Below are 23,997 nucleotides of genomic sequence, written 5' to 3' on the forward strand. Positions count from 1 at the left end.
ATTTATAAAGAGATTGCAAATTGAAGCAAAAAAATCCAAATCCCAATCATATTTCAGAAAGGAATTTGGATTTAATAATGAAGTATAATATTTTATTTACTTAAACATATCATAAGTAGGGATTTGTGTTTTCTTATTAATGCTGCTGTTTTTTTGATAAATCAAAAACTGTTTCGATCCAATTTTCTATGGTGTATTTCGTATAAATATTCTCAGGAATTGGTTCGTAAGGAGAAGTAAAAAAATCAGTGTCAAAATTTATGTTTGTTTCATCAATAATTAATATGTTTTTGGGATTATAAAAGTCATAGTGAGCAATATTGGGATTTGTTGTAATTAATTTCTTTTGCAGTCCCAAACTTTCAAATACCCTAAAAGTTAATCCATTCTGTTCTTTTCGATGAATGTCTAAAAGGAATTTGGAATCGTTTACGAATTCATTAACCTGATCAATTTGAATGTATTCTGAAATGAATTCAATGTTGGCGTTTTTTGTTTTATTCTTTTTATCGTAAATAATAATTTTAAATGAAATTCCCTTGTTACTCAGTTCATCTGCAATTTTAGATATAATATTAAATCTATTATCTTTTGAACTAATATTAAAAATATCGTATTTGAAAATTCTGACCGGATTTAGTTTTGATTCTTTGTAAATAAAATTAGTTATAAATTTTAGGTTGTATTTTGCACAATCTTCTTTTTCAAATGAATAGACTTCATCAAAATGAGGAAGAATGCGGATTATTTTTGGGCAGCGATAGATATTATCATTAAAAAAAGCAATTGATTTTTTGGTATATTTTTTAAACTCTAAAATATTTTTTGGATCAATAAAATCACCTTTTATAGTTAGAATTACATCCTGAATTTCTCCGAGTTTTTCTAAACGATTATTTATTTCTTTTCCAAAATGAATATTTTTTATATTTTTCTTAAAAAATGCTTTTAGAAAAAAATTATAAATACGGTATACAAAACTTGGATACTTGTATTTGAAAGTATTAAAATCTATATGATTCACGGTATGTCCTCTTTTTTCAAGAGCTATCGCAATATTGTCGTTATAACCCCAATTATCGTGACTAATAATAGTAATTACCATTGTAAGAATATTTTTATATTTTAATTGATAAAAGTAAGTAAAATTTCTATTTTTGTACTTATAAATAAATATTTGTAATGAAAATTAGTGGTTTGGTAATTACGTTTAATGAAGAAAAGAATATAGGAAAATGTATAGATTCTTTATTAAAAGTTTGTGAAGAAGTAATAATTGTTGATTCATTTAGCAAGGATCGAACAGTTGAAATAGCTCAAAATAAAGGTGCAAAAGTTATTCAACAGGCTTTTTTAGGAGATGGACCACAAAGAACACACGGTTTGCCATATTGTAAAAACGATTGGATTTTAAATCTGGATGCAGATGAATTTCTAGATAAAGATGCTAAAGAATTTATAAAGGAGAAAAAGTATTTAGAAGGAAATCATGATGCTTTTAGTTTTAGGGTAAAAAACTTTATGGCAGATAAGCTTATTGATTTCTCCGGTTGGTATCCGGATCAGAAAGTTCGTTTTTTTAACAAAAAAAGTGCGCATCCCTCAGATTCAATAGTACATCAAAAAATTGTAACTCAAAATGAGAAAAAAGTAGCAGTACATATTTTACATTATGGATGGGATTCTTTAGATCAAATCATTGCAAAAAAGAATCAATATTCCGGCTGGCATGCACAGCAGTTATTTGATCAGGGAAAAAGAATAAATGCTTTTAAACCGGTTTTGAATGGAACGGTTGCTTTTATACGCTGTTATTTTTTTAAGAAAGGTATCTTTAATGGAATTGAAGGATTATCAATAGCAATGATTCAAAGTTTTTTCTCTTATATGAAATATGCTAAGCTTTTGAAACTTCAAAAAAGAAATTCTAAATAAAAAATTCCAAATTCCAAATCTGTTACGATTGGAATTTGGAATTTAGAAATTGTGATTTATTTTATTTAAAATCTATACAGCAACATCGTATTCACGAAGTGCATTGTTTAATGAAGTTTTTAAATCTGTAGATGGTTTACGAGTACCAATAATCAAAGCACATGGTACTTGAAATTCTCCGGCAGCGAATTTTTTAGTGTAGCTTCCAGGAATTACAACAGAACGCGCAGGCACAAAACCTTTCATTTCAACAGGTTCCTTACCAGTTACATCTATAATTTTAGTTGAAGCAGTTAAGCAAACATTGGCACCAAGAACAGCTTCTTTACCAACATGCACACCTTCTACAACAATACAACGAGAACCAATAAAAGCACCATCTTCAATAATTACCGGAGCGGCCTGTAGAGGTTCTAAAACTCCACCAATTCCAACTCCGCCACTTAAGTGTACATTTTTACCAATTTGTGCACAACTACCAACAGTAGCCCAGGTATCAACCATAGTTCCTTCGTCTACATATGCGCCAATATTTACATAACTTGGCATCAAAATCACACCGCTTGAAATGTAAGCTCCGTAACGTGCAACAGCATTTGGTACTACACGAATTCCTTTTTCAGCATAATTTCTTTTTAGCAACATTTTATCGTGATATTCAAAAATACCAGATTCCCATGTTTCCATCTTTTGAATTGGAAAATACATTACAACAGCCTTTTTTACCCATTCGTTTACCTGCCATTTGTCACCAACTGGTTCAGCACAACGTAATTTTCCTGCATCAACCAATTCAATAACTTCTCTAATAGCATCAGTTGTTGCTGTTTCTTGTAATAAAGCTCTGTTTTCCCAAGCTTGTTCAATTATAGTCTGTAAAGAATTCATAAGTTTTAATTTTTTGCAAAGATAGCGTATTTGGGTAAAAGCAAAAAAGTAAAAACCTTTGAAAATGTTACAGATGTAACTTTTTGTTTTTAATTTGATAAATATTGCGATTTGATTCAGCTTAATAAAAATCAGAAACAAACTCTAAAAGTTTTTTTAATATCAAAATATGACATAAGTCAGGTTTTGTGATTTTCCTTCAACTTAATTTCGCCGCATAATTCAAACATCAAATGAATTATCAAATGCCAATCCAGAAACAAATTTACATATATATGAATCAGGAAAATCAACTTCAGAGACAACAGCGAATTATTATTGATAAAGAAGTTTCGTGGGACAAAACTCAGGTTATTATGAGTAAAACAAATGCATTTGGTATTATAGAATACGCCAATGAAGTATTTGTCGATGTTTCGGGGTACGAAGATTATGAATTAATGGGTCAGCCACACAATATTATACGCCATCCGGATATGCCAAAAGTGATTTTTAAAGTGCTTTGGGAAAATTTAAAAAATGGAAAAAACTTTCATGCAATTGTAAAAAACTTAGCCAAATCTGGAAGATATTATTGGGTAATTACCGATTTTGAGATTTCGTGTGATGAAAATGATGTAATTGTAAATTATTTTGCAAGAAGACAAGCTGTGCCTCAGGAAGTTGTTGCTTTGCATATTGAGCCATTGTATAAAAAACTACTGCAAATTGAAGCAGCAAGCGGAGTAGAATTTAGCGAAAAATATTTAATTGGTTTTCTGGAAGAAAAAAAGAAAAGTTATGTAGAATATATAAAAGAGCTGATTTTTGAACACGAAAAAGGTCATGCAAAATTTGCTCAGTATGAAGAACAGCATATTGAAGAAGAGGAAGAAGAAAGAGGTTTTTTTAAACGTTTATTTAATAGATAAATATTGATTTTTAGGTTTGGATATTTAAATTTTAGGTTTTAACTATTTGAAAAAAGGATCCGTTTTGAGTTTTCAAAGCGGATTTTTTTGTGCTTTAAGTTTTATTAAATACTCAATTTGTTTTCTATTACTTTTTCGTTAAAGGTTTGAATATACGCTTTTAAAAAATTCTCTAATTCTTTAGTTCTTAACGTTTCCTGATTCATTAAATTGTTTTTTAATAAAATGTCCTTTTTCCAATTATACAAACCAATAGTCTGATTATTTGCAAAAGCAAGATAATAGTCATCTTTAATACAGTGATAAGTTCCCTGGAGATAGTAAACCACAAAATTTTCTTTTGATTTATAACTTTTTCCAAAGCTGACCATTTTGGTTTTGATATTTAGATAGTCAATAATACTGGGCATAATATCAACTTGCTGAAAGTTTTTTTCATTAATACCAACAAATTTTGGATTTGAAGGATCAAAAAATAGGATCGGAATTCTGAATTTTCCAATATTTGTTTTGTCAATATCTGTGTCTCCACCAGATGATGTATGATCTGCGGTAATAACAAAAAGTGTATTGTTGTACCAATTTTGCTTTTTGGCAGTCTTAAAAAATTCACGCAAAGCAAAATCGGTGTAGGCAATGCTTTCCTGAATTACGGTTGTTCCCTTCGGAAATTTTCCTTTGTATTTTTCGGGAATAATATAAGGATTGTGTGAAGAAATACTAAATAACGAACTAAAAAAAGGTTGCTTAAAAGAGCTTAATTTTGACGCGAAAAATTGCAGGAACTCCTCGTCAAAAACGCCCCATTTTCCATCAAAAGCGGGTTTACCTATATATTGATCTTTTCCATAATATTCGTCAAAACCCGCAACGGTTGTATATTGATCGAAGTTTTGGCTTCCGTTAAACGCCCCATGAAAAAAAGAAGTTTTATAACCTTGTCTTTTTAAAATTTCAGAAAGACTGTTTGTTTTATTTAAAGAATACCCAGACGTAATAAATGAATTATTCATTAAACTCGGAATGCTTGAAAGAATGGAAGGGACGGCATCAATAGAAATTTTACCGTTTGCAAATCCGTTTTTAAAATAATATGATTTGGTAATTAAAGAATCTAAAAAAGGAGTTTGACCGCGATTAATGTTTTCATTACCAAAGCTTTCTAAAATAAGAATTACTACATTTTTTTTAGTTGCAGAATGTTTTGGTTTTGTTGAAATAACAGGATCGTAAATTGATTTTAATTTTTCGGAACTAAAATAATTAACTTTCTCAATGTCTTCTTTTTTGGTTAACGTTTTTAAAATCGTAAACGGCGTATTTAAAACCAATCCCGCATTATTGAGATTACCGTATTTTATGCCGTCAACAATTTTTATAGGTTTTTTTTGTAAACCTCCACGGCCAATAATAACAATTATAATAATTGAAAAACAGATAAATACTGATTTTTTTAAGTAATTTTTTTTGGTTATTTTTTTAAGAATTATAGTATCATTCAGGCTGGGAATTAATTTCCACAATAAGAAACTCAGGATAAGAAAAATGATGCCGATGTACCAAAACTCTCTTAAAAAAGAAGGAAGCAAACCCGGAATTTCCTGTTTCATTCCTTTTGCTGTAATCATTCCGAAAGTACTTCTTCTGCCGGTAAATCGGTAATAAATGATGTCTATGAAATTTGTTGAAATAAAAATAAGATTGACTACATAAAAAGTGATTTTTAGAATCTTTTGATACAAATTATTATATTTAAAATTGCCGGGAATTAAATGGGCAATCAGGAACGGAATATTAATATAACTAATCGCAGCAAGATCAAATAAAAGGCCGCCAACAAAATTTTGAAGTGTAAAACGATCAAATAATTCAATGTTAATGAAGTAAAATAAAAGTCTGCTGAATTGGTAAGTTAGAACTATTAGGATAAATCTTTGAAGAAATAAAAAAGCACTTTTTTTGTAATTAGTCATGTGAAATATAATGTGGAAATAGCTGTAGATTATTTACCAAATTTTCAATTATTTGAGGAAGCTACTTTTATGCTATAAAATTTCACACAAAAGAAACTTAGTTCTTCCTGTGAGAAAGGCATGAAACAGCATGTTTATAACAGAATAGGATATTTTCTCGCTGTCTCAGATTTTGTATGACTGCAGAAAATTTGAAAAATAAAATAGTTTATCTTTGTATAATAAAGAAGATGATAAAAACTACAAAATGCCAAGAATTCTCTCTATAGACTACGGACAAAAACGAACAGGAATTGCCGTTACTGACGAAATGCAAATAATAGCGTCGGGTTTAACTACGATTCCAACTAATACTGTAATTGATTTTCTGAAAGATTATTTTGCAAAAGAAAAAGTCGAAGCTGTTTTAATTGGAGAACCAAAACAAATGAACGGTCAGCCTTCAGAAAGTGCTTCAATAGTAAAAGGATTTGTAACTCATTTTTCGAATATTTTTCCGGATATGAAAGTTGTTCGTGTAGACGAGCGCTTTACTTCAAAAATGGCGTTTCAAACGATGATAGATAGCGGCCTGAGCAAAAAGAAACGTCAGGACAAAGGTTTAATTGATGAAATCTCTGCCACAATAATGCTTCAGGATTACCTTTCTTCAAAACGATTTTAGTTTTTTTTAATCATAATCTTATGATGTTTTAATTTTTAGAAAAACATAACTTTTATCATGCTATTTTAGTTTTTTTTTGCAATTATAAAAATTACCTTTGCACTTTAAAAATAAATTACTGTTATGCCTGACAATACAATACGTTCCAATAGTGAAGTAGTGCTTATTGGAGCTGGAATTATGAGCGCAACTCTCGGATTAATTTTGAAAGAGCTGCAACCTGATATAAAAATTGAAATTTACGAAAGACTAGATGTCGCTGCTGCCGAAAGCTCTGATGCCTGGAATAATGCAGGAACAGGACATTCTGCTTTTTGTGAATTAAATTACACTCCCGAAAAAGCTGATGGAAGTATTGACCCTAAAAAAGCAATAAGTATAGCAGAATCATTTGAGGTTTCACGTCAATTCTGGGCGTACTTAGTACAGCAAAACAAAGTTCCGTCTCCTGATAATTTTATAAAAAGTGTTCCCCATATGAGTTTTGTCTGGGGAGATAAAAATGTAGAATATCTTAAAAAGAGATTTGAAGCTTTACAAAGCAATCCAATTTTTTCTCAAATGACATTTAGTACTGATTTTGAGCAATTAAAACAATGGATGCCACTTGTAATGGAAGGAAGAGAAGCTAATGAAAAATTGGCTGCTACACATATGGCTATTGGTACTGATGTTAATTTTGGAGCCTTAACCAGAAGTATGTTTAATTATTTAGAAAAACTGGATGGAGTTTCCTTGCACTTTAACCATGAAGTTAAAAAATTAAGACAACGTGAAGATAAATCGTGGAGAATTAAAATTACGGATTTAAGCACAGGAAATACAAGAAAAGCATATACCAAATTCGTTTTTATTGGAGCAGGAGGAGGTTCATTACCATTGTTAGAAAAAGCAAATGTTCCCGAAGGAAATGGTTACGGCGGTTTTCCGGTAAGCGGGCAATGGTTGAAATGTACCAATCCGGAAGTTATTGCAAAACATCAGGCAAAAGTATACGGAAAAGCAAGTGTTGGTGCTCCGCCAATGTCTGTTCCGCATATCGATACACGTGTAATCGATGGTGAAAAAGCATTGCTTTTTGGGCCTTTCGCAGGATTTTCAACACGTTTCCTAAAAAACGGATCGTATCTTGATTTACCGTTATCTATAAAAGCCAACAATTTAATTCCGATGTTATCAGCGGGATATCACAATATACCTTTGACAAAATATTTAATAGAGCAGGTTCGTCAGTCTCCAAAAGACAGAATGAATGCGCTTCGCGAGTATTTACCAACAGCACGTTCTAAAGACTGGGTGCTGGAAAGAGCAGGACAACGTGTTCAGGTTATTAAAAAAGACGAAAAAGAAGGTGGAGTTTTAGAATTTGGAACAGAAGTAATTAATACGCATGATGGAACTTTAGCCGTTTTATTAGGAGCTTCTCCGGGAGCTTCAACAGCAGTTTCGATTATGATTGACTTAATTAGCAGATGTTTTACCAATCAAATTAAAACACCGGAATGGGAAGCTAAAATGAAAAATATGATTCCTTCTTACGGAAGAACATTAAATGATAAGCCAGAGCTTCTGGAAGAAATTAGAAAACATACCGCAGAAGTTTTAAAATTGAATAATTAAGATATTTTAAATCCTTATATAAACAACAAATCCAGATGAATTAATCTGGATTTGTTGTTTTAAGATCTTTCGTGTTTTTCAAAATTTTCTCTGCAAGATTGCTCATCCAGATTAATTGTTCGATAACCATAGAGGCTTCCTGCATTTTAGCCTGACGCGTTTCTTTATCTAGTTCATCATCTGTAGCCAAACGATTAAAGTTGATACGTTTTAGTTCTTCAAATTGCAAAGTCACATCTTCTTTATCAAAAAAAGTATCCGTTACAATAGTTTCATTTTTTAAAATTGAAATCGAATGATCAAGATTTGATAAAATGGACTTTATGATATAATTAAACGATTCTGAGGCAGAAGTTGTCTGGTGCGATTGAATATAAGTTGATAAAGAAGCCAATGCAGAAAGCAGAGAATGATTTAAAACTACCAATTTGTTCACCAAAGGCATTGTTTTTTGTTTTGATTTTGGCTCTTGCATCATACGTTGAAATGAAGTCATTAAATTTCCAATTTCAACAAAGGCATGTTTTCTGGCTAATCTGTAAGAAGTAGGAACTTCTCCTTTTTTATTATAGAAATCAGCAATTTCTTTTAAGTAATTTCTATTAGAACGTATAGAATTTTCAATATGTATTGGTGTATTTATAAATTCCCATGCCGGCCATAAAAACTGATTGGCCAAAAAGGCTAAAACAGCTCCTGTAAGCGAATCTAATATCCTGAACTGAATAACTTCAACAACATTTGGTGTTAGAATTCCGTAAATAAAAACCACATACATAGTTACAAAAGTGGCACTTATTTTATAATTGATTTGTGTAAATGAAATTCCGAGTAGCATACAAACAATAGAAAAAATACTCAGTGCAACATGATTCTGAACCAATGAAACAATTCCGAAAGCGAGTAATCCTCCTAAAATTGTTCCGAAAATTCGATTATAAGATCTTTCTTTTGTTAAGCCATAACCAGGTCGCATAATTACAACGATAGTCAGCAAAATCCAGTAAACATTTTGAAAAGGAAGAAATTTTCCAACAATAAAACCTATCAAAATAGTAATAGTTAACCGTAAAGAATGCCTGAAAATTGAAGATGAAAAACTCATATTTTCTACCAATGTCCGAAATGGGTAATATTGAGGCGTAAGGAATTTTTCAAGTTCTTTATCCTTGTCTTTTAGTTTATAAGATTGCATCGCGAGCGAAAATGCCCTTTGAATAGTCTTGATTTTTCCAACTTGATTTTTTGCATATTTAAGCATGTTGGTTAACATTAAAACACCTTCTGCAGCTTCTTCTTTGCCTAATGTTTTTTCATAATCAAAAATGGCAAATTCAAGTGCGTCAAGTTCATTTTTTAAATCAGATTTGTCAACATAAACGGCAATATGATGTACGTTTTTAGAAAGTTTTTTTAAGGTTGAAGCCAGTTTATAAGCGACATTCTGATAGGTGCGTAAAACTTCCGGATGCTTGTCAAATTTTTCATGAAGTTTACTATGATCAAATGAGGTGTATAATGCCAGTTCCTGAATTTCGATCAGAGTGATAAAAACAAGTAGCATTTTTCTGTTCTGGCTCGTGGCTGCAGATGTATTTTGATTTCCAATAAGTACCTTTCTTAAATCTTCATTGATTAAATTTAATTCTACCTGAAGCGCTAATTGTTTTTCAATAATGGCCGTTCTTTTAGCTTCAGGACTCCATAAATCACCTCTTAATTTTAAATATTTTGCCGTTAATTTAATGCCCTCGGCAATTTGCAATTCAACATATTTATAAGGTTGTACAAAATGAAAAACAAGTGATACTATTAGATATAAAATACCTCCAATAAAAATAAGACCAGCATATTCAATAGCTTCCCAACCCTGATGTAAATGTCCAAATGATAACGAAATAGAAAGTAAAGCAGAAAAAGATACTAAAGTTGCTCTTTGCCCGTAAACAGAAATCATCGAACATAAAAAAAGTAATATGGCTAAAAAAGGATAAAATAAAAACGGATACGGATAAGCAAAATTGACCAATAAATTAACACCAGAAACAATAAAAGATGCAACAATCAGTCCTTTGATTTTATGCTTTAAAGTACTCGGAATATCACTTGGATACGTAAAAAATGCGCCTAAAGCAATGGTAAAACCAAGTTCGAAATATCCCAGAAAGTTCAAAATTAAAACAGGAACAACAGAAGCAATAGTTACTTTTGAAGCATTTAAAAAAGAAGTGCTGTTGGTGAATTTTGTGATACGTTCGTACATATAATCAGGTTTACTAGCAAAGGTAAGAATTGTACGAATAACTTTGGCACAATTATGGATGAGTTTTTGAGCATAAAGCAAAAATGAGATTAATCTGTGTTTACAATTATTCATTGACTATTTTTTACTATTTTTGCAAACTGAATTATAAGAATAAATTTCAACGTTTTTCAGTAGATAATACTTAAATTAATAGTAATGATTTTACCAATTGTAGGATATGGTGATCCTGTTTTAAGAAAAGTGGGTGAGGCAATTACGCCAGATTATCCCGGTTTAAAAGAAACAATAGCAAACATGTACGAGACCATGTACAACGCTTATGGCGTAGGTCTGGCTGCACCCCAGGTTGGTATAGCGATTCGTTTGTTTGTTATTGATACGACGCCTTTTAGCGATGATGAAGATGTATCGACAAAAGAGCAAAAAGAGCTTAAAGGTTTCAAGAAAACTTTTATCAATGCTAAAATTGTTAAAGAAGAAGGTGAGGAGTGGAGTTTTAACGAAGGCTGTTTAAGTATACCGGATGTTCGTGAAGATGTTTACAGAAAACCAACTGTTACAATTGAATATTGTGAGGAAGATTTTGTAATGAAAACCGAAGTTTTTGACGGATTGATTGCAAGAGTTATTCAACACGAATACGATCATATTGAAGGTGTTTTGTTTACAGATAAAATATCTTCTTTGAAAAAGCGTTTGATTCAAAAGAAATTGAAAAATATTACTGAAGGTAAAACTTTTCAGGAATATAGAATGAAGTTTGCAGCGGCAAAAAAAGGAAGATAAAAACGATGTTCTTAGCGAAGAACATTAAACAAAAAAGAAATTCTTAATACTAATTTTAATAAACATGAATTTAGAGAAAATTTTAGCCATTTCAGGGAAACCTGGTTTATATGTATTGAAAGTGCAAACTCGTACAGGTTTTGTGGCAGAATCATTAATTGACGGAAAAAAAATTACAGTAAACTTAAAAAGTAATGTAAGCTTACTATCTGAGATCTCAATTTACACTTACGAAGGAGAAAAACCTTTAACAGAAGTAATGCAAATTATTGCGAAGAAAGAGAAAAATGGCCAAGCGATTTCGCACAAAGAAGATAATGCTGCATTAACAGCTTACTTTAAAGAGATTTTACCGGATTTTGATGAAGAAAGAGTTTATCCTTCAGATATTAAAAAAGTATTAAACTGGTATAATACACTTCAGGCAAAAGGTTTAGTTACAGATTTAGCTCCGGCTCCCGCTGAAACTGCTGAAAAAGCTCCAGTTGCTGAAGAAAAACCAAAGAAAGCTCCGGCTGCAAAAAAAGCAAAAGCAAAAAAAGAAGAATAGTAAATATCTTCAATTAAATATACTAGTCCTGTTAAGAGTTTTCTTAACAGGATTTTTTACTTTTACAATATTAGGTTTACAACCCAAAAAAACATCAAAATGAGTAAAGAACTTCAACTTCAGGCTTTCGAGAGATTATTAATTATTATGGACGAGTTGCGCGAACAATGCCCTTGGGATAAAAAGCAGACTTTGCAAACCCTTAGACATCTGACAATTGAAGAGACTTATGAATTAGGAGATGCCATTTTGGACAATGACTTAAATGAAGTAAAAAAAGAATTGGGAGATTTATTGCTGCATATCGTTTTTTATGCAAAAATAGGCTCAGAAACCAATGATTTTGATATTGCAGATGTCTGTAATGAAATTTGCGAAAAACTAATTCATCGCCATCCACATATTTATAGTGATACGGTTGTAAAAGATGAAGAAGAAGTCAAACAAAACTGGGAAAAACTAAAACTAAAGGAAGGTAAAAAATCTGTTTTAGAAGGAGTTCCAAGAAGTTTGCCTGCACTTGTAAAAGCGAGCCGAATTCAGGATAAAGTAAAAGGTGTAGGTTTTGATTGGGAAGAACCGCATCAGGTTTGGGATAAAGTTCAGGAAGAACTACAAGAATTGCAAGCAGAAGTTACCGCTGGCGATCAGGATAAAATAGAGGCTGAATTTGGAGACGTATTATTCTCCATGATTAATTATGCCCGATTTTTAAATGTAAATCCTGAAGATGCTTTAGAGCGAACAAATAAAAAGTTTATGAAACGTTTTCAATACCTTGAAAGTAAAGCAGGTGAATTAGGAAAACCTTTAATGGATATGACACTTGCAGAAATGGATGTTTTTTGGAATGAAGCTAAAAAACTCTGATTATTCAGCTATTTTTTTTAATGCTTTTACATTTTTAAGAACAATTTTTTTACCAACCAATTCTATCAATTCTAATTTATTAAAATCAGATAATAAACGAATACAGCTTTCAGTAGCAGTTCCAATCATACCGGCTAATTCTTCTCTGGTAAGTTGTATTTTTAATGTTTTATCAGCGTTTTCTCCATAAAAATCATGTAAATAAAGCAATGTTTCTGCCAATCTTTGTTTTACGGTTTTTTGTACCAATGCAATTTTATCGTTTTCAGATTCTTTCAAATCCTCACAAACAGATTGCATCAACTTCATAGAAAACTGATTATTGTTATTAAAAAAGCCAATGATTTCAGATTTTGGAATAAAACAAACTTCCATATCAGCAACAGCTTTTGCAGTTAAATTAGCAGGTTCGTTACTAATCATAGAACGCTGCCCTAAAAGTTCTCCAGATTTAACGAGTTTTATAATTTGGTCTTTTCCGTTGGCGCTCAGCTTTGAAAGTTTTCCAACTCCATCCTTAACACAAAAAACACCATTGGTTACTTCACCTTCCTCAAAAATAGCATCTCCTTTTTTAATGATATAAGTAGTTTTGCTATTGGCAAGTTTAATGACTTCATCTTTATTTAAGGCTTGTAAAGAAGTAAGCTGGCGTACGATACATTGGTCACATTTACTCATGACAAGAAATTTTATGCAAAATTAACCAATATTAGTATCTAATTACATAATTATTCGATAAAAAAAATAATAAAAAATGTACGGCAGTAATTTGCCTTTTTTATTTTACTAAATTAGAATCATAATTTATTAAACTATGATAAATGTCATATTTATAGTCTTTTGCAATTTATAAACTTTGCATAAGTTAAAAAAAACAAATTATGAACGAGCAAGGTTGTTTTCATTGTGGCTTGACCATAGATAAAAATGAAGAAATCAATTTTGATGAAAAAAAGTTTTGTTGTAATGGCTGTAAAACAGTTTACGAAATTTTTAGTCTTAATGATTTAACCTGCTATTATGATTTTGAAAAATCCCCTGGCGCTACTCCACAAGATATTCAGGGCAAATATGATTTCCTTGATAATGAAGCCATCTTATCAAAAGTCCTCGAATTTCAAGAAGGAAACACAGCCATTGCGTCATTAAACATCCCTCACATTCATTGTAGTTCTTGTATTTGGATTCTTGAAAACCTAAACCGATTACAGTCAGGAATAAGTATTTCTCAGGTTAATTTTCCCGAAAAACGAGTTCGAATTACCTATAACTCAGAAATTGTTTCTCTTAAAACAATTGTGTATTTGCTAAGTTCAATAGGGTATGAGCCTTATATTAGTTTAGAAAATTACGAAACAGGAAAAAGTAATATTGACAGAACGCTTACTTATAAATTAGGAGTTGCTTTTTTTTGCTTCGGAAATATAATGTTGCTGTCATTTCCTGAATATTTTGAAATAAAAGAGTTTTGGCTCGACAATTATAAACCTTTCTTTAGAGCTTTAATCTTTATTCTGTCATTGCCTAGTTTCTTATATTCCGCAAGTGGTTATTATGTTTCTGCCTATAAAAGTATTAAAGCTAAAATGTTAAACATTGATATTCCTATCGCTTTAGGGATTATTGTCATGTTTATCCGAAGTACTTTTGATATGATTATGGATTATGGTCCTGGCTTTTTTGACAGCTTAACAGGTTTGGTTTTCTTCATGCTGCTCGGAAAGATGTTTCAAATTAAAACCTATAGCTTTTTAAGTTTCGAAAGAGATTTTAAATCCTATTTTCCTATTGCAGTTACCAGAATTAATCAGGATATTTCTGAAGAAAGCGTTCCTATATATGATATTTTAAAAGGTAATCGTTTATTAATCAGAAATCAGGAATTAATTCCCGTTGATGGAATTTTGATTAGTGAAAAAGCCGAGATCGATTATAGTTTTGTAACAGGAGAAGAAGTTCCGATAACTAAAAAATCGGGAGATAAAATATTTGCAGGAGGAAAGCAAATTGGAAAAATTATCGAAATGGAAGTTTTGCATTCGGTTTCACAAAGTTACCTGACACAATTGTGGAGTAATGAAATCTTTCAAAAAAATGTAGATCAAAAACATAAAACCATTACAGATGTTATTAGCCGATATTTTACACCAATATTATTATTAATTGCTTTTGCAGGTTTTGGTTATTGGATATTTATTGATGCCAATATAGCTTTTAATGTTTTTACTGCGGTACTTATTGTAGCATGCCCTTGTGCATTGGCTCTTACGGCGCCATTTACTTTTGGAAATATTCTGAGAATTTTAGGAAAGCGAAAATTTTACCTGAAAAATGCTCTGGTAATCGAACAATTGGCAAAAGTTGACACGATAGTTTTTGATAAAACAGGAACAATTACAACAAATAAAAAAGCCAATATTACATATGAAGGAGATTTAATTTCTGAAGAAAATAATGTGCTTATCAAAAATGTACTTCGGGCTTCAAACCATCCTTTAAGCAGAATGTTATATGATTTCTTACCGGAAACAAAGAAAATTAAAACAGATGATTTTCAGGAAATAACCGGAAAAGGAATCCAGGCAATAATCCAGAATAAACAAATTCAGATTGGTTCTGCTGAATTTGTTAGGAATTCGGTTTCAGATACATCAGAAATTGAAAAAACTTCACTTCATATTAAAATTGATAATGTTTATTATGGCAGGTTTGTGTTTAAAAACCAATATAGGGAAGGTCTGCAAGAGTTGTTTTTAGAACTTAGTAAAACATATCAAATCAAAGTATTATCAGGTGATAATGATGGAGAAAGAGAAAATCTCGAAGCCATTTTGCCTAAAAATACAGAGCTGATTTTTAACCAAAAACCAGAGCAGAAACTTGATTTTATCAAGAAACTTCAGGAAAAGGGACAGAACGTGATGATGGTTGGCGATGGTTTAAATGATGCCGGTGCTTTGGCGCAAAGTAATGTTGGAATTTCTATTTCAGAAAATGTCAATGTTTTTTCTCCGGCTTGTGATGCAATATTAGATGCAGGCGAATTTTCGCGACTCGATTATTTCCTGAAATTATCGCATAAATCAATTTCAATAATCAAGATGAGTTTTACTTTGTCATTGCTGTACAACGTTCTTGGTTTATCTTTTGCCGTTACTGGCAATTTACTTCCTTTAGTCGCGGCTATTATTATGCCATTAAGTACAATTACGATTGTAAGTTTTGTGACTTTTATGTCTAACTATTTCAGTAATAGTAATTTAAAATAATTATAAATAATAATAAGGTAATTTTTCCTACTTTTAGTATATCTTTTCAATCATGATAATTATCATATTTTACAAGCCTGTTACCTATTAATTTTGTTAACATAAATTTAGGGTATGAGTGTCATTTATCTATTAATTTCAGTAAGTATTTTTGTCGCAATCTGTTTCTTTATTGCCTTTATTGTCGCTGTAAAATCGGGACAATATGATGATGATTATACACCCTCGGTCAGAATGCTTTTTGATGACGAGACCAAAATTACTTCAAAAAATAATATTTCACCAACCGAAGAAAAACAAGTATAATTATGGAAATGGAACAGTTTTATTACGACAACAAAATTGTAAAAAAATTCATTTACGCCACTATCCTTTTTGGAGTTGTGGGTATGTTAGTGGGGCTAACCCTGGCGGTTATGTACCTTTTTCCCAACATGACAGATGGGATCTCATGGCTTAGTTATGGTCGTTTAAGACCTTTGCACACCAATGCGGTTATTTTTGCCTTTGTTGGAAATGCATTTTTTGCGGGTATGTATTACTCGTTACAGCGATTGCTAAAAGCCAGAATGTTTAGCGATTTTTTAAGTAGTTTGCACTTCTGGGGCTGGCAGCTTATTATTGTTGCCGCTGCTATTACTTTGCCTTTAGGATATACTTCTTCAAAAGAGTATGCTGAATTAGAATGGCCAATTGATATTGCCATAGCGTTAATCTGGGTAGTAATGGGAATCAACATGATAGGTACAATGTTAAGACGTAGAGAACGTCATTTGTATGTAGCTATTTGGTTTTATCTTGCAACGTTTGTAACAGTTGCTGTTTTACACATTTTCAATAATATCGAACTTCCGGTTTCTGCTCTTAAAAGTTATTCAGTTTACGCAGGAGTTCAGGATGCGCTTGTACAATGGTGGTACGGACATAATGCAGTTGCCTTTTTCTTAACGACACCATTTTTAGGTTTAATGTATTACTTTGTTCCAAAAGTAGCCAATAGGCCAATTTATTCTTATCGTTTATCAATTATACATTTCTGGTCTTTGATCTTTATTTATATCTGGGCCGGACCACACCACTTATTATATTCAGCTTTACCAAATTGGGCGCAAAACTTAGGAGTAGCATTTTCTATAATGTTGATTGCACCATCTTGGGGAGGAATGATCAACGGACTTTTAACTTTAAGAGGTGCGTGGGACAAAGTGCGTGAAGAGCCGGTTTTAAAGTTTTTCGTAGTAGCAATTACCGGATACGGAATGGCAACTTTTGAAGGCCCAATGCTTTCGTTAAAAAATGTAAATGCTATTGCACACTATACGGACTGGATTATTGCCCACGTACACGTTGGAGCTTTGGCATGGAATGGTTTCATGTCATTTGGTATCATCTATTGGTTAGTTCCAAGAATGACAAAAAGCAAAATATTCTCTACTAAATTAGCTAATTTCCATTTCTGGATTGGTACATTAGGAATTATATTATATGCTTTACCTATGTATGTTGCAGGGTTTCTTCAAGCCTCAATGTGGAAACAATTTAACCCTGATGGTACTTTGACTTACGGAAACTTCCTTGAAACAGTTACGCAAATCATGCCAATGTACTGGATGAGAGCAATTGGAGGTACTTTGTATTTAGTTGGTATGCTTACATTGGTTTACAATATTATCATGACGGTTAAAGCTGGTGAAACTGTTGAGGATGAATTGGCTCAGGCTCCGGCATTGCAAAGAATAAGCAGTGGCAGAATAAATGGAGAAAAATTCCATTCATGGTTAGAAAGAAAACCAATTCAATTGACCATTTTGGCTACCATTGCTATTTTAATTGGAGGTGTAATTCAGATTGTACCAACAATTATGGTAAAATCTAATATTCCAACTATTTCAAGTGTAAAACCTTATTCACCTTTAGAACTTGAAGGCCGTGATTTATATATCAGAGAAGGCTGTGTAGGCTGTCATTCACAATCAGTTCGACCATTTAGAAGTGAAGTGGAGCGTTATGGACCACAATCAAAAGCAGGTGAATTTGTATACGATCATCCATTCCTTTGGGGGTCAAAACGTACAGGTCCTGATTTGTTGAGAATTGGTGGAAAATATAATGACAATTGGCATTTTAACCACTTTTGGAATCCACAAAGTATTTCTGCAGGTTCAATCATGCCAGGTTATAAATGGTTATTTGATAATAAACCAATGGACATTTCTTTAACTCAAAAGAAAATGCAGGCAATGGTTTCTTTAGGTGTTCCGTATTCTGAATCTGAAATTTCAAATGCGCAGCAAACATTAAGAACTCAGGCAATATCAATCGAGAAAAACTTAGAAAACGACCCTGATTTTGTGAAAAGTTACGAGGAAAGCAAGAAAAATGCTGCTGCAAGAGGAGAAAAATTTGTTCCGATGAATGAAAGAGAAATTGTTGCTTTAATTGCATATATACAAAGACTTGGAACAGATATAAAAGTAAAAGAGACTAAATAATAGTATTATGTTCGAACAAATAAAACACAATATGGAGAATATATCGGGTATCGAAATTTACCCGATTCTCTCTCTGCTGATATTTTTCTTCTTTTTTGTATTCTTAGGTCTTTGGGTCTTTACATATAAAAAAGAAAAAATTAAGGAGATGAGTCAAATACCTTTAGATGAAGGAAATAGTTTAATTTCAAAAGATATTTAAAATGAAAAAATTTTTCCCAGTATATGTAAGAGTACCGGTGATTTTCTTCATCGTTTTCGGATTGATGGAGTATTTTATAGATTCAGGTGACAGAGCCGCTTTTATAAAATACCCAATGGTTTCAGTTTTTTTATTTGTATTTCTCTTCATTCTAATTGCAATTGAAATTACGTTAAGTGCTGTAAATCGTGTGATGTATCAATTAATGTCACCGGAAGAAAAGGCGCAGTCAGACTATGAAAACAGTTTAAGTCTAAAAGAAAGTACCTGGTACAAAGACCTAATGCATAAGCTTACTAAAACGCAGCCTATCGAAAATGAAGGGGCTTTGCTAATGGATCATGATTATGACGGAATTAAGGAATTGGATAATAATTTGCCGCCATGGTGGGTTTATCTGTTTTATGCCTGCATTATTTTTGGAGTAATTTATGTTGCCCGTTATGATGTTTTTGGTGCCGATGATCAGGAAATGGAGCTTAAAAAAGAAATGGCTCAGGCGAAAATTGATGTTGATGAATATCTTAAAACAGCACCTGATTTGATGGACGAGAAAACTGTTGTTTTACTGACAGATAAAGAAAATTTAGATGCTGGTAAAGAAATTTTTACAACAAATTGCGCTGCGTGTCACCGAGCTGATGGTGGTGGACAAATCGGACCAAATTTAACAGATGATCGCTGGATTTTGGGTGGCGGAATTAAAAACCTGTTTCATACTATAACAAATGGAGGTCGTGATGGTAAAGGGATGATTTCATGGAAAGGAACCTTAAAACCTAAAGAAATTCAAAAAGTAGCCAGTTATATTTTGTCTTTACAAGGAAGTAATCCAAAAGATCCAAAAGAAGCAGAAGGGGAAGTTTGGGTTGATGAAAATGCTCCGCACCCCGATATAGCAAATGGAAAACCAGCTGATAGTACAGAAGTTAAAAAATAATAAGTCATGTCAAATTTACCAGACGAAGCATTTAGAGATACCATTGGAACGATTGACGAAGGTGGTAAGAGAAAATATATTTTTCCTAAAAAACCGTCTGGTAAATTCTATGATTATCGAAAATGGGTTAGTTATGTGCTATTGGCAATATTAGTTGCTAATCCGTTTATAAAAATAAACGGAAACCAATTTATGATGTTCAATATTTTGGAACGTCGTTTTAATATTTTTGGTTTTCCATTTTGGCCACAGGATTTTTATCTTTTTGTAATTTCAATGCTCGTTGGTATTGTTTTTATAATATTGTTTACAGTTGTTTTTGGAAGAATATTTTGTGGGTGGATTTGCCCGCAGACTATTTTCTTAGAAATGGTTTTTCGTAGAATAGAATATTGGATCGACGGTGATCGAGGTGCACAGCTACGTTTGTCAAGACAAGAGTGGAATGCAGAAAAAATCCGAAAAAGAGTCATTAAATGGATTATCTTTTTTCTGATTTCTTTTGGTATTGCCAATGTTTTTCTTGCTTATTTGGTAGGAAGTGATACTTTGTTTTTAATGATTGAGCAAGGACCTATTGCGCAAGCCAGTAATTTTATTGCGTTACTAATTTTTACAGGTGTTTTTTATTTTGTTTTTGTCTGGTTTCGCGAACAGGTTTGTATTATTGCCTGTCCTTATGGCCGATTGCAAGGTGTACTTTTAGATAATAAATCGATAAACGTCGCGTATGATTTTGTGAGAGGTGAAAAAGAAGAGGGACGTGCCAAGTTTAATAAAAAGGAAGACAGGGCTACTACCGGAAAAGGAGATTGTATTGATTGTCATCAGTGTGTGCATGTTTGCCCCATGGGAATCGATATTAGAAACGGAACACAATTAGAATGTACAAATTGTACTGCTTGTATTGATGAATGCGATTCTATAATGGATTCTGTTGGTTTGCCCAAAGGACTTATTCGTTATGCATCTGAAGATGAAATTGTAAAAAAGGAGCCTTTCAAGTTTACTGCCAGAATGAAAGGTTATACTGCAGTTTTATTTATTTTATTGAGTGTTTTTGTTGGAATGCTTTTTTTACGTGCCGATGTTCAGGCTATTATTTTGCGTTTGCCGGGACAGCTTTTTCAACATAAAGGCGATAAAATTAGTAATGTTTACACCTATAAGATCGTCAATAAAACAATGAAGGATTATAATGATATTCATTTTGAATTGATTGATCAAAAAGGAGATATTAAAAATGTTGGTAGTGAGCATTTTAAAATTATAAAAGAAGGAATTTCGCAAGGAACTCTTTTTATAGAAATTGATCAGGCTATTTTAGAAAGTGATAAAACCAAAGTAAAAATAGGTGTTTATAACGGAAATGAGTTGCTTGAAACCACCACAACAAACTTTTTAGGACCGCGAAGTTTTAATTAAAAAATAATACCATGAAAATAAATTGGGGAACCGGAATAGTGATAGCATTTGGGTTATTTATGACCTTCATTCTATATTTTGTTTTTGAAGTACAGTCAAATAGTAAATATGATAATGATTTGGTTGTAGAAGAATATTACAAACATGACTCGCATTTTCAGGATGAAATGGCCCGAATTCAAAATGCACATGATTTACAGCAAAGACCAACTATAAAATATGTTGAGGACGGAGTAGAAATAATTTTTCCTGTAAAATTTGAAAGTGATAAAATAAAAGGAAACATATTATTATACAGACCTTCAAACAAAAAATTCGATTTTAATACGCCTATCGCTTTAACAAAATCTTCATTATTAATTCCTAAAAACAAACTCATCAAAGGCCGCTGGGATGTTAATATGGAATGGCAATACGATGGTAAAAAATACTTGTCAAAAGAGGTTGTTTATGTAAATTAATAAGACGAAAAATGTTGTATTCTGCTTTCATATTCGGGCTAATTAGTAGTTTTCACTGTATAGGAATGTGTGGTCCAATTGCCATGATGTTACCTGTAGATCATCAAAATGAAGTAAAGAAAACAACTCAAATTGTTACCTATCATATTGGCCGCTTAACAGCGTATGCAACAATTGGGTTAATCTTTGGATTACTAGGGAGAGGTTTCTTTCTGGCGGGATTACAACAAAAAATGTCTATTTTTATTGGAATATTGATGATAATCATTGTTTTGATTCCGGAAAAAATATTTTCAGAATACAATTTTTCAAAACCCGTTTATAAGCTGATTTCAAAAATCAAATCTAATTTAGGAAGTCATTTTAAAAACAAAAGTTATAAATCGCTTTTTATAATCGGGCTTTTAAACGGCTTTTTACCATGCGGAATGGTCTACGTAGCTTTATTTGGAGCAATAGCCATGCAAAGTGCCGGTTATGGAGTTTTGTACATGCTTTTATTCGGATTAGGTACCATTCCTTTAATGACGGCGGTAGTATATTTACATTCTTTATTAAAAATGTCTTTTAGAAATAAAATACAAAAAGCAATTCCTTATGTTGCTGTGATTATTGGTGTTTTATTTATTCTTAGAGGTCTGGGACTTGGAATTCCGTATTTATCTCCATCAAATATGAGTTTATTTGTGCAGCAAGTGCCTAATTGTCACTAAATCTAAACTGTCATAGAAAACAAGCTGGTTTCTGGAGATTTTCTTTTTAAATGTAAATCAAAAGCCATACAAATATTGCGTACAAAAGGCCTTCCCGCTTCTGTAATTTTAATTTTATTTTCTTCAATCACAATTAAATTGTCGTTTTCTATTTCTTTTAAATCTGAGATTACATTTCCAAGATCATTAAAATAAAGGTTTTCATTGCTCCATGAAGTTTCAAATTCGCATGTTAGATTTAGAATATGTTTTCGAATAATCAAATCCTCATTATCAAGAATGTGTCCTTTTACAACAGGCAATTTATCCCATTCTAATAATTGATAATAATCTTCCAGGTTTTTAGTGTTTTGTGCAAAACTGTACCAGCTATCGCTAATAGATGAAACACCCAAACCAATCATTAATTGTGTTTTTGAGGCGCTATAACCCATAAAATTTCTATGGAGTTTTTTGTTTTGAGAAGCTTTATACAAACTATCTGATTGTAATGCAAAGTGATCCATTCCAATTTCGTGATAACCATTTTTAGAAAGTACTTGTTTTCCTATTTCGTATAGTTTTCTTTTTTCGGCATCTTTAGGAAGATTCTCTTCATTGAATCCACGCTGACCATTTCCTTTTATCCATGGCACGTGTGCATAGCTATAAAATGCTAATCTGTCTGGTCTTAATGAATTTGTTTTTTCAACCGTATCCACAACATCTTCAATTGTTTGAAATGGCAGTCCGAATATAATATCGTGACCTATAGAAGTGTATCCAATTTCTTTTGCCCAAAAAGTTACTTTTGCAACATTGTGAAAAGGCTGAATACGATGAATTGCTTTTTGTACTTTTTCTGCATAATCCTGAACACCAAAACTTACCCGGCGAAAACCTAAATCATATAATTTTTTAAGCTGTTCGTAAGTTGTATTATTTGGATGCCCTTCAAAACTAAATTCGTAATTCTCGGCCTTATTGGCAAAACAAAAAATGCCATTTATAAGATGTTCTAAATTATTTGTTGAGAAAAATGTTGGTGTTCCTCCGCCTAAATGTATCTCTTTTATTAAGGGCTTTTCCGGAAGTAGTCTGCAATAAAGGCTCCATTCTTTTAGCAGCGCTTTTATATAAGTTTCTTCAACTGAATGATTTTTTGTGATACGTTTGTTGCATCCGCAAAAAGTACACATGCTTTCGCAAAAAGGCAAGTGAATGTACAAGCTAATTCCGTTTTCTGAATTGCTTTCTGAAAAAGCTTTCTGAAACGATTCTATCCATTTTTCCTGGCTAAAACCAGCTTCGTTCCAATACGGAACAGTTGGATAGCTCGTATATCTTGGACCAGGGACATTGTATTTTTGGATCAGTGAAATTTTCATAAGAGTACATTTTTGGACTATCAAAATTAATTAACAGGCTTAAAATATAAAATGATAAATGTCATATTTATCGTAAAAAAAAAGAGACTCAAAATGAGCCTCTTTTTACTGAATTAAATAACTAACACTAAATAGAATCCTGAATGATTTTAAGCCATTTTTTTGCAAACTGATGATCTTGATAAGCACTTATTTGCTTAATTCTGTCGTCGTCAAAATCGTAGAATGGAATCGTGATTTTTTTTGATGTTTCTTTTTCCTGAAACTCGAAATCAATTTTTAAGATTGTATCTGAATTTCCGTCAGTAGTTGGAATTAATTTGCAGGATGAAACCGTTTTTAAATCTACAAACGTTGATTCTTGTTTATTGGGATTGAAATTCATTAAAATAAATTTTCTGTTTTTTTGATCAATCGTCAGCGTTTTATTGCTTTGAGATTCTGTTAAATCAAAATCTTCCGGATTTACCGGATTGAATTTCTTTTTGATATTTAAGATCTTTGATTTGTTTGCAGCACTTGTTCGTGCAGAAAAATATACCGGAATGGCTACTATGATCGCAATCACAATACCAATTATAGTTACACTTGTATCCATTATGTTTTTAAATTTGAATTAAATTACATGAAATAACAAACTGTTTTCGTTGTTGAAAACGGCC

Annotated in this window: 22 protein-coding genes; 15 read left to right on the forward strand and 7 right to left on the reverse strand. The window is 31.9% G+C overall.

The features are described 5' to 3' along the window. Positions 1 to 136 precede the first annotated feature (136 nt). Positions 137 to 1,105 (reverse strand): hypothetical protein, encoded by a 969-nt coding sequence (locus RT99_RS07855; protein ID WP_042564186.1) that lies wholly within the window; start codon positions 1,103 to 1,105, stop codon positions 137 to 139. A 77-nt stretch (positions 1,106 to 1,182) separates the two neighbouring features. Here RT99_RS07855 and RT99_RS07860 point away from each other — a divergent pair, with 77 nt between their 5' ends. Beyond that, the gene (locus RT99_RS07860) at positions 1,183 to 1,935 is read left to right on the forward strand and encodes a glycosyltransferase family 2 protein (protein WP_042564187.1); all 753 of its coding nucleotides are present in this window, start codon (positions 1,183 to 1,185) and stop codon (positions 1,933 to 1,935) included. Positions 1,936 to 2,007: 72 nt separating this feature from the next. On the opposite strand, the gene RT99_RS07865 is transcribed toward RT99_RS07860, so the two are convergent. Then, entirely contained in the window at positions 2,008 to 2,823 is an 816-nt protein-coding gene (locus RT99_RS07865) for a 2,3,4,5-tetrahydropyridine-2,6-dicarboxylate N-succinyltransferase (RefSeq protein ID WP_042564572.1), read from the reverse strand. Between the two features lie 275 nt (positions 2,824 to 3,098). Between RT99_RS07865 and RT99_RS07870 the strand changes: the two genes are divergently transcribed. Further along, positions 3,099 to 3,734 carry a PAS domain-containing protein gene (locus RT99_RS07870; protein ID WP_042564188.1) on the forward strand — a complete coding sequence of 212 codons (636 nt, stop codon included), beginning with the start codon at positions 3,099 to 3,101 and terminating at the stop codon, positions 3,732 to 3,734. A 104-nt stretch (positions 3,735 to 3,838) separates the two neighbouring features. On the opposite strand, the gene RT99_RS07875 is transcribed toward RT99_RS07870, so the two are convergent. Next, positions 3,839 to 5,707, reverse strand: coding sequence for an LTA synthase family protein (locus RT99_RS07875; RefSeq protein ID WP_042564189.1), 1,869 nt, complete (start codon positions 5,705 to 5,707; stop codon positions 3,839 to 3,841). Between the two features lie 247 nt (positions 5,708 to 5,954). Here RT99_RS07875 and ruvX point away from each other — a divergent pair, with 247 nt between their 5' ends. Beyond that, a complete protein-coding gene (gene ruvX / locus RT99_RS07880) occupies positions 5,955 to 6,371 on the forward strand; it encodes a Holliday junction resolvase RuvX (RefSeq protein WP_042564573.1) in 417 nt (138 codons plus the stop codon). A gap of 123 nt (positions 6,372 to 6,494) precedes the next feature. Beyond that, a complete protein-coding gene (locus tag RT99_RS07885; protein WP_042564190.1) occupies positions 6,495 to 7,991 on the forward strand; it encodes a malate:quinone oxidoreductase in 1,497 nt (498 codons plus the stop codon). Positions 7,992 to 8,031: 40 nt separating this feature from the next. On the opposite strand, the gene RT99_RS07890 is transcribed toward RT99_RS07885, so the two are convergent. Further along, on the reverse strand, positions 8,032 to 10,254 hold the full coding sequence (locus RT99_RS07890; protein WP_042564574.1) for an FUSC family membrane protein: 2,223 nt from the start codon (positions 10,252 to 10,254) through the stop codon (positions 8,032 to 8,034). A 198-nt stretch (positions 10,255 to 10,452) separates the two neighbouring features. Here RT99_RS07890 and def point away from each other — a divergent pair, with 198 nt between their 5' ends. The 3 genes from def to mazG all read left to right on the forward strand — a co-directional run bounded on the left by def (position 10,453) and on the right by mazG (position 12,463). Continuing rightward, entirely contained in the window at positions 10,453 to 11,043 is a 591-nt protein-coding gene (gene def, locus RT99_RS07895) for a peptide deformylase (RefSeq protein WP_042564191.1), read from the forward strand. 64 nt (positions 11,044 to 11,107) lie between these two features. Further along, positions 11,108 to 11,593, forward strand: a complete 486-nt coding sequence (locus RT99_RS07900; RefSeq protein WP_042564192.1) for a DUF5606 domain-containing protein — start codon at positions 11,108 to 11,110, stop codon at positions 11,591 to 11,593. 99 nt (positions 11,594 to 11,692) lie between these two features. After that, positions 11,693 to 12,463, forward strand: a complete 771-nt coding sequence (gene mazG / locus RT99_RS07905; RefSeq protein ID WP_042564193.1) for a nucleoside triphosphate pyrophosphohydrolase — start codon at positions 11,693 to 11,695, stop codon at positions 12,461 to 12,463. On the opposite strand, the gene RT99_RS07910 is transcribed toward mazG, so the two are convergent. Further along, complete coding sequence (locus RT99_RS07910) at positions 12,464 to 13,144, reverse strand: Crp/Fnr family transcriptional regulator (RefSeq protein WP_042564194.1); 681 nt, start codon at positions 13,142 to 13,144, stop codon at positions 12,464 to 12,466. Positions 13,145 to 13,347: 203 nt separating this feature from the next. On the opposite strand from RT99_RS07910, the gene RT99_RS07915 reads away from it, so the two are divergent. The 8 genes from RT99_RS07915 (at position 13,348) to RT99_RS07950 (ending at position 21,968) form a co-directional block, all read left to right on the forward strand. After that, positions 13,348 to 15,735 carry a heavy metal translocating P-type ATPase metal-binding domain-containing protein gene (locus tag RT99_RS07915; protein ID WP_042564195.1) on the forward strand — a complete coding sequence of 796 codons (2,388 nt, stop codon included), beginning with the start codon at positions 13,348 to 13,350 and terminating at the stop codon, positions 15,733 to 15,735. 114 nt (positions 15,736 to 15,849) lie between these two features. Further along, positions 15,850 to 16,041, forward strand: a complete 192-nt coding sequence (ccoS, locus tag RT99_RS07920) for a cbb3-type cytochrome oxidase assembly protein CcoS (protein ID WP_042564196.1) — start codon at positions 15,850 to 15,852, stop codon at positions 16,039 to 16,041. 2 nt (positions 16,042 to 16,043) lie between these two features. Further along, entirely contained in the window at positions 16,044 to 18,227 is a 2,184-nt protein-coding gene (ccoN, locus tag RT99_RS07925) for a cytochrome-c oxidase, cbb3-type subunit I (RefSeq protein WP_042564197.1), read from the forward strand. Positions 18,228 to 18,234: 7 nt separating this feature from the next. Further along, on the forward strand, positions 18,235 to 18,429 hold the full coding sequence (locus RT99_RS07930; RefSeq protein ID WP_042564198.1) for a cytochrome c oxidase subunit IV: 195 nt from the start codon (positions 18,235 to 18,237) through the stop codon (positions 18,427 to 18,429). A 1-nt stretch (position 18,430) separates the two neighbouring features. Beyond that, on the forward strand, positions 18,431 to 19,369 hold the full coding sequence (locus tag RT99_RS07935) for a cbb3-type cytochrome c oxidase N-terminal domain-containing protein (protein ID WP_042564199.1): 939 nt from the start codon (positions 18,431 to 18,433) through the stop codon (positions 19,367 to 19,369). 6 nt (positions 19,370 to 19,375) lie between these two features. Next, positions 19,376 to 20,794 (forward strand): cytochrome c oxidase accessory protein CcoG, encoded by a 1,419-nt coding sequence (gene ccoG / locus RT99_RS07940; protein WP_042564200.1) that lies wholly within the window; start codon positions 19,376 to 19,378, stop codon positions 20,792 to 20,794. Between the two features lie 11 nt (positions 20,795 to 20,805). Further along, positions 20,806 to 21,255: a FixH family protein gene (locus RT99_RS07945; protein ID WP_042564201.1), complete on the forward strand. Its 450-nt coding sequence runs from the start codon at positions 20,806 to 20,808 to the stop codon at positions 21,253 to 21,255. A gap of 11 nt (positions 21,256 to 21,266) precedes the next feature. Continuing rightward, complete coding sequence (locus RT99_RS07950; protein WP_042564202.1) at positions 21,267 to 21,968, forward strand: sulfite exporter TauE/SafE family protein; 702 nt, start codon at positions 21,267 to 21,269, stop codon at positions 21,966 to 21,968. 2 nt (positions 21,969 to 21,970) lie between these two features. On the opposite strand, the gene hemN is transcribed toward RT99_RS07950, so the two are convergent. Beyond that, on the reverse strand, positions 21,971 to 23,335 hold the full coding sequence (gene hemN / locus RT99_RS07955; RefSeq protein WP_042564203.1) for an oxygen-independent coproporphyrinogen III oxidase: 1,365 nt from the start codon (positions 23,333 to 23,335) through the stop codon (positions 21,971 to 21,973). A gap of 127 nt (positions 23,336 to 23,462) precedes the next feature. After that, complete coding sequence (locus RT99_RS07960; RefSeq protein WP_042564204.1) at positions 23,463 to 23,933, reverse strand: hypothetical protein; 471 nt, start codon at positions 23,931 to 23,933, stop codon at positions 23,463 to 23,465. Between the last annotated feature and the right edge of the window lie 64 nt (positions 23,934 to 23,997).

This window comes from Flavobacterium sp. MEB061 (assembly GCF_000834715.1).
GTDB classification, from domain to species: Bacteria; Bacteroidota; Bacteroidia; order Flavobacteriales; family Flavobacteriaceae; genus Flavobacterium; species Flavobacterium pectinovorum.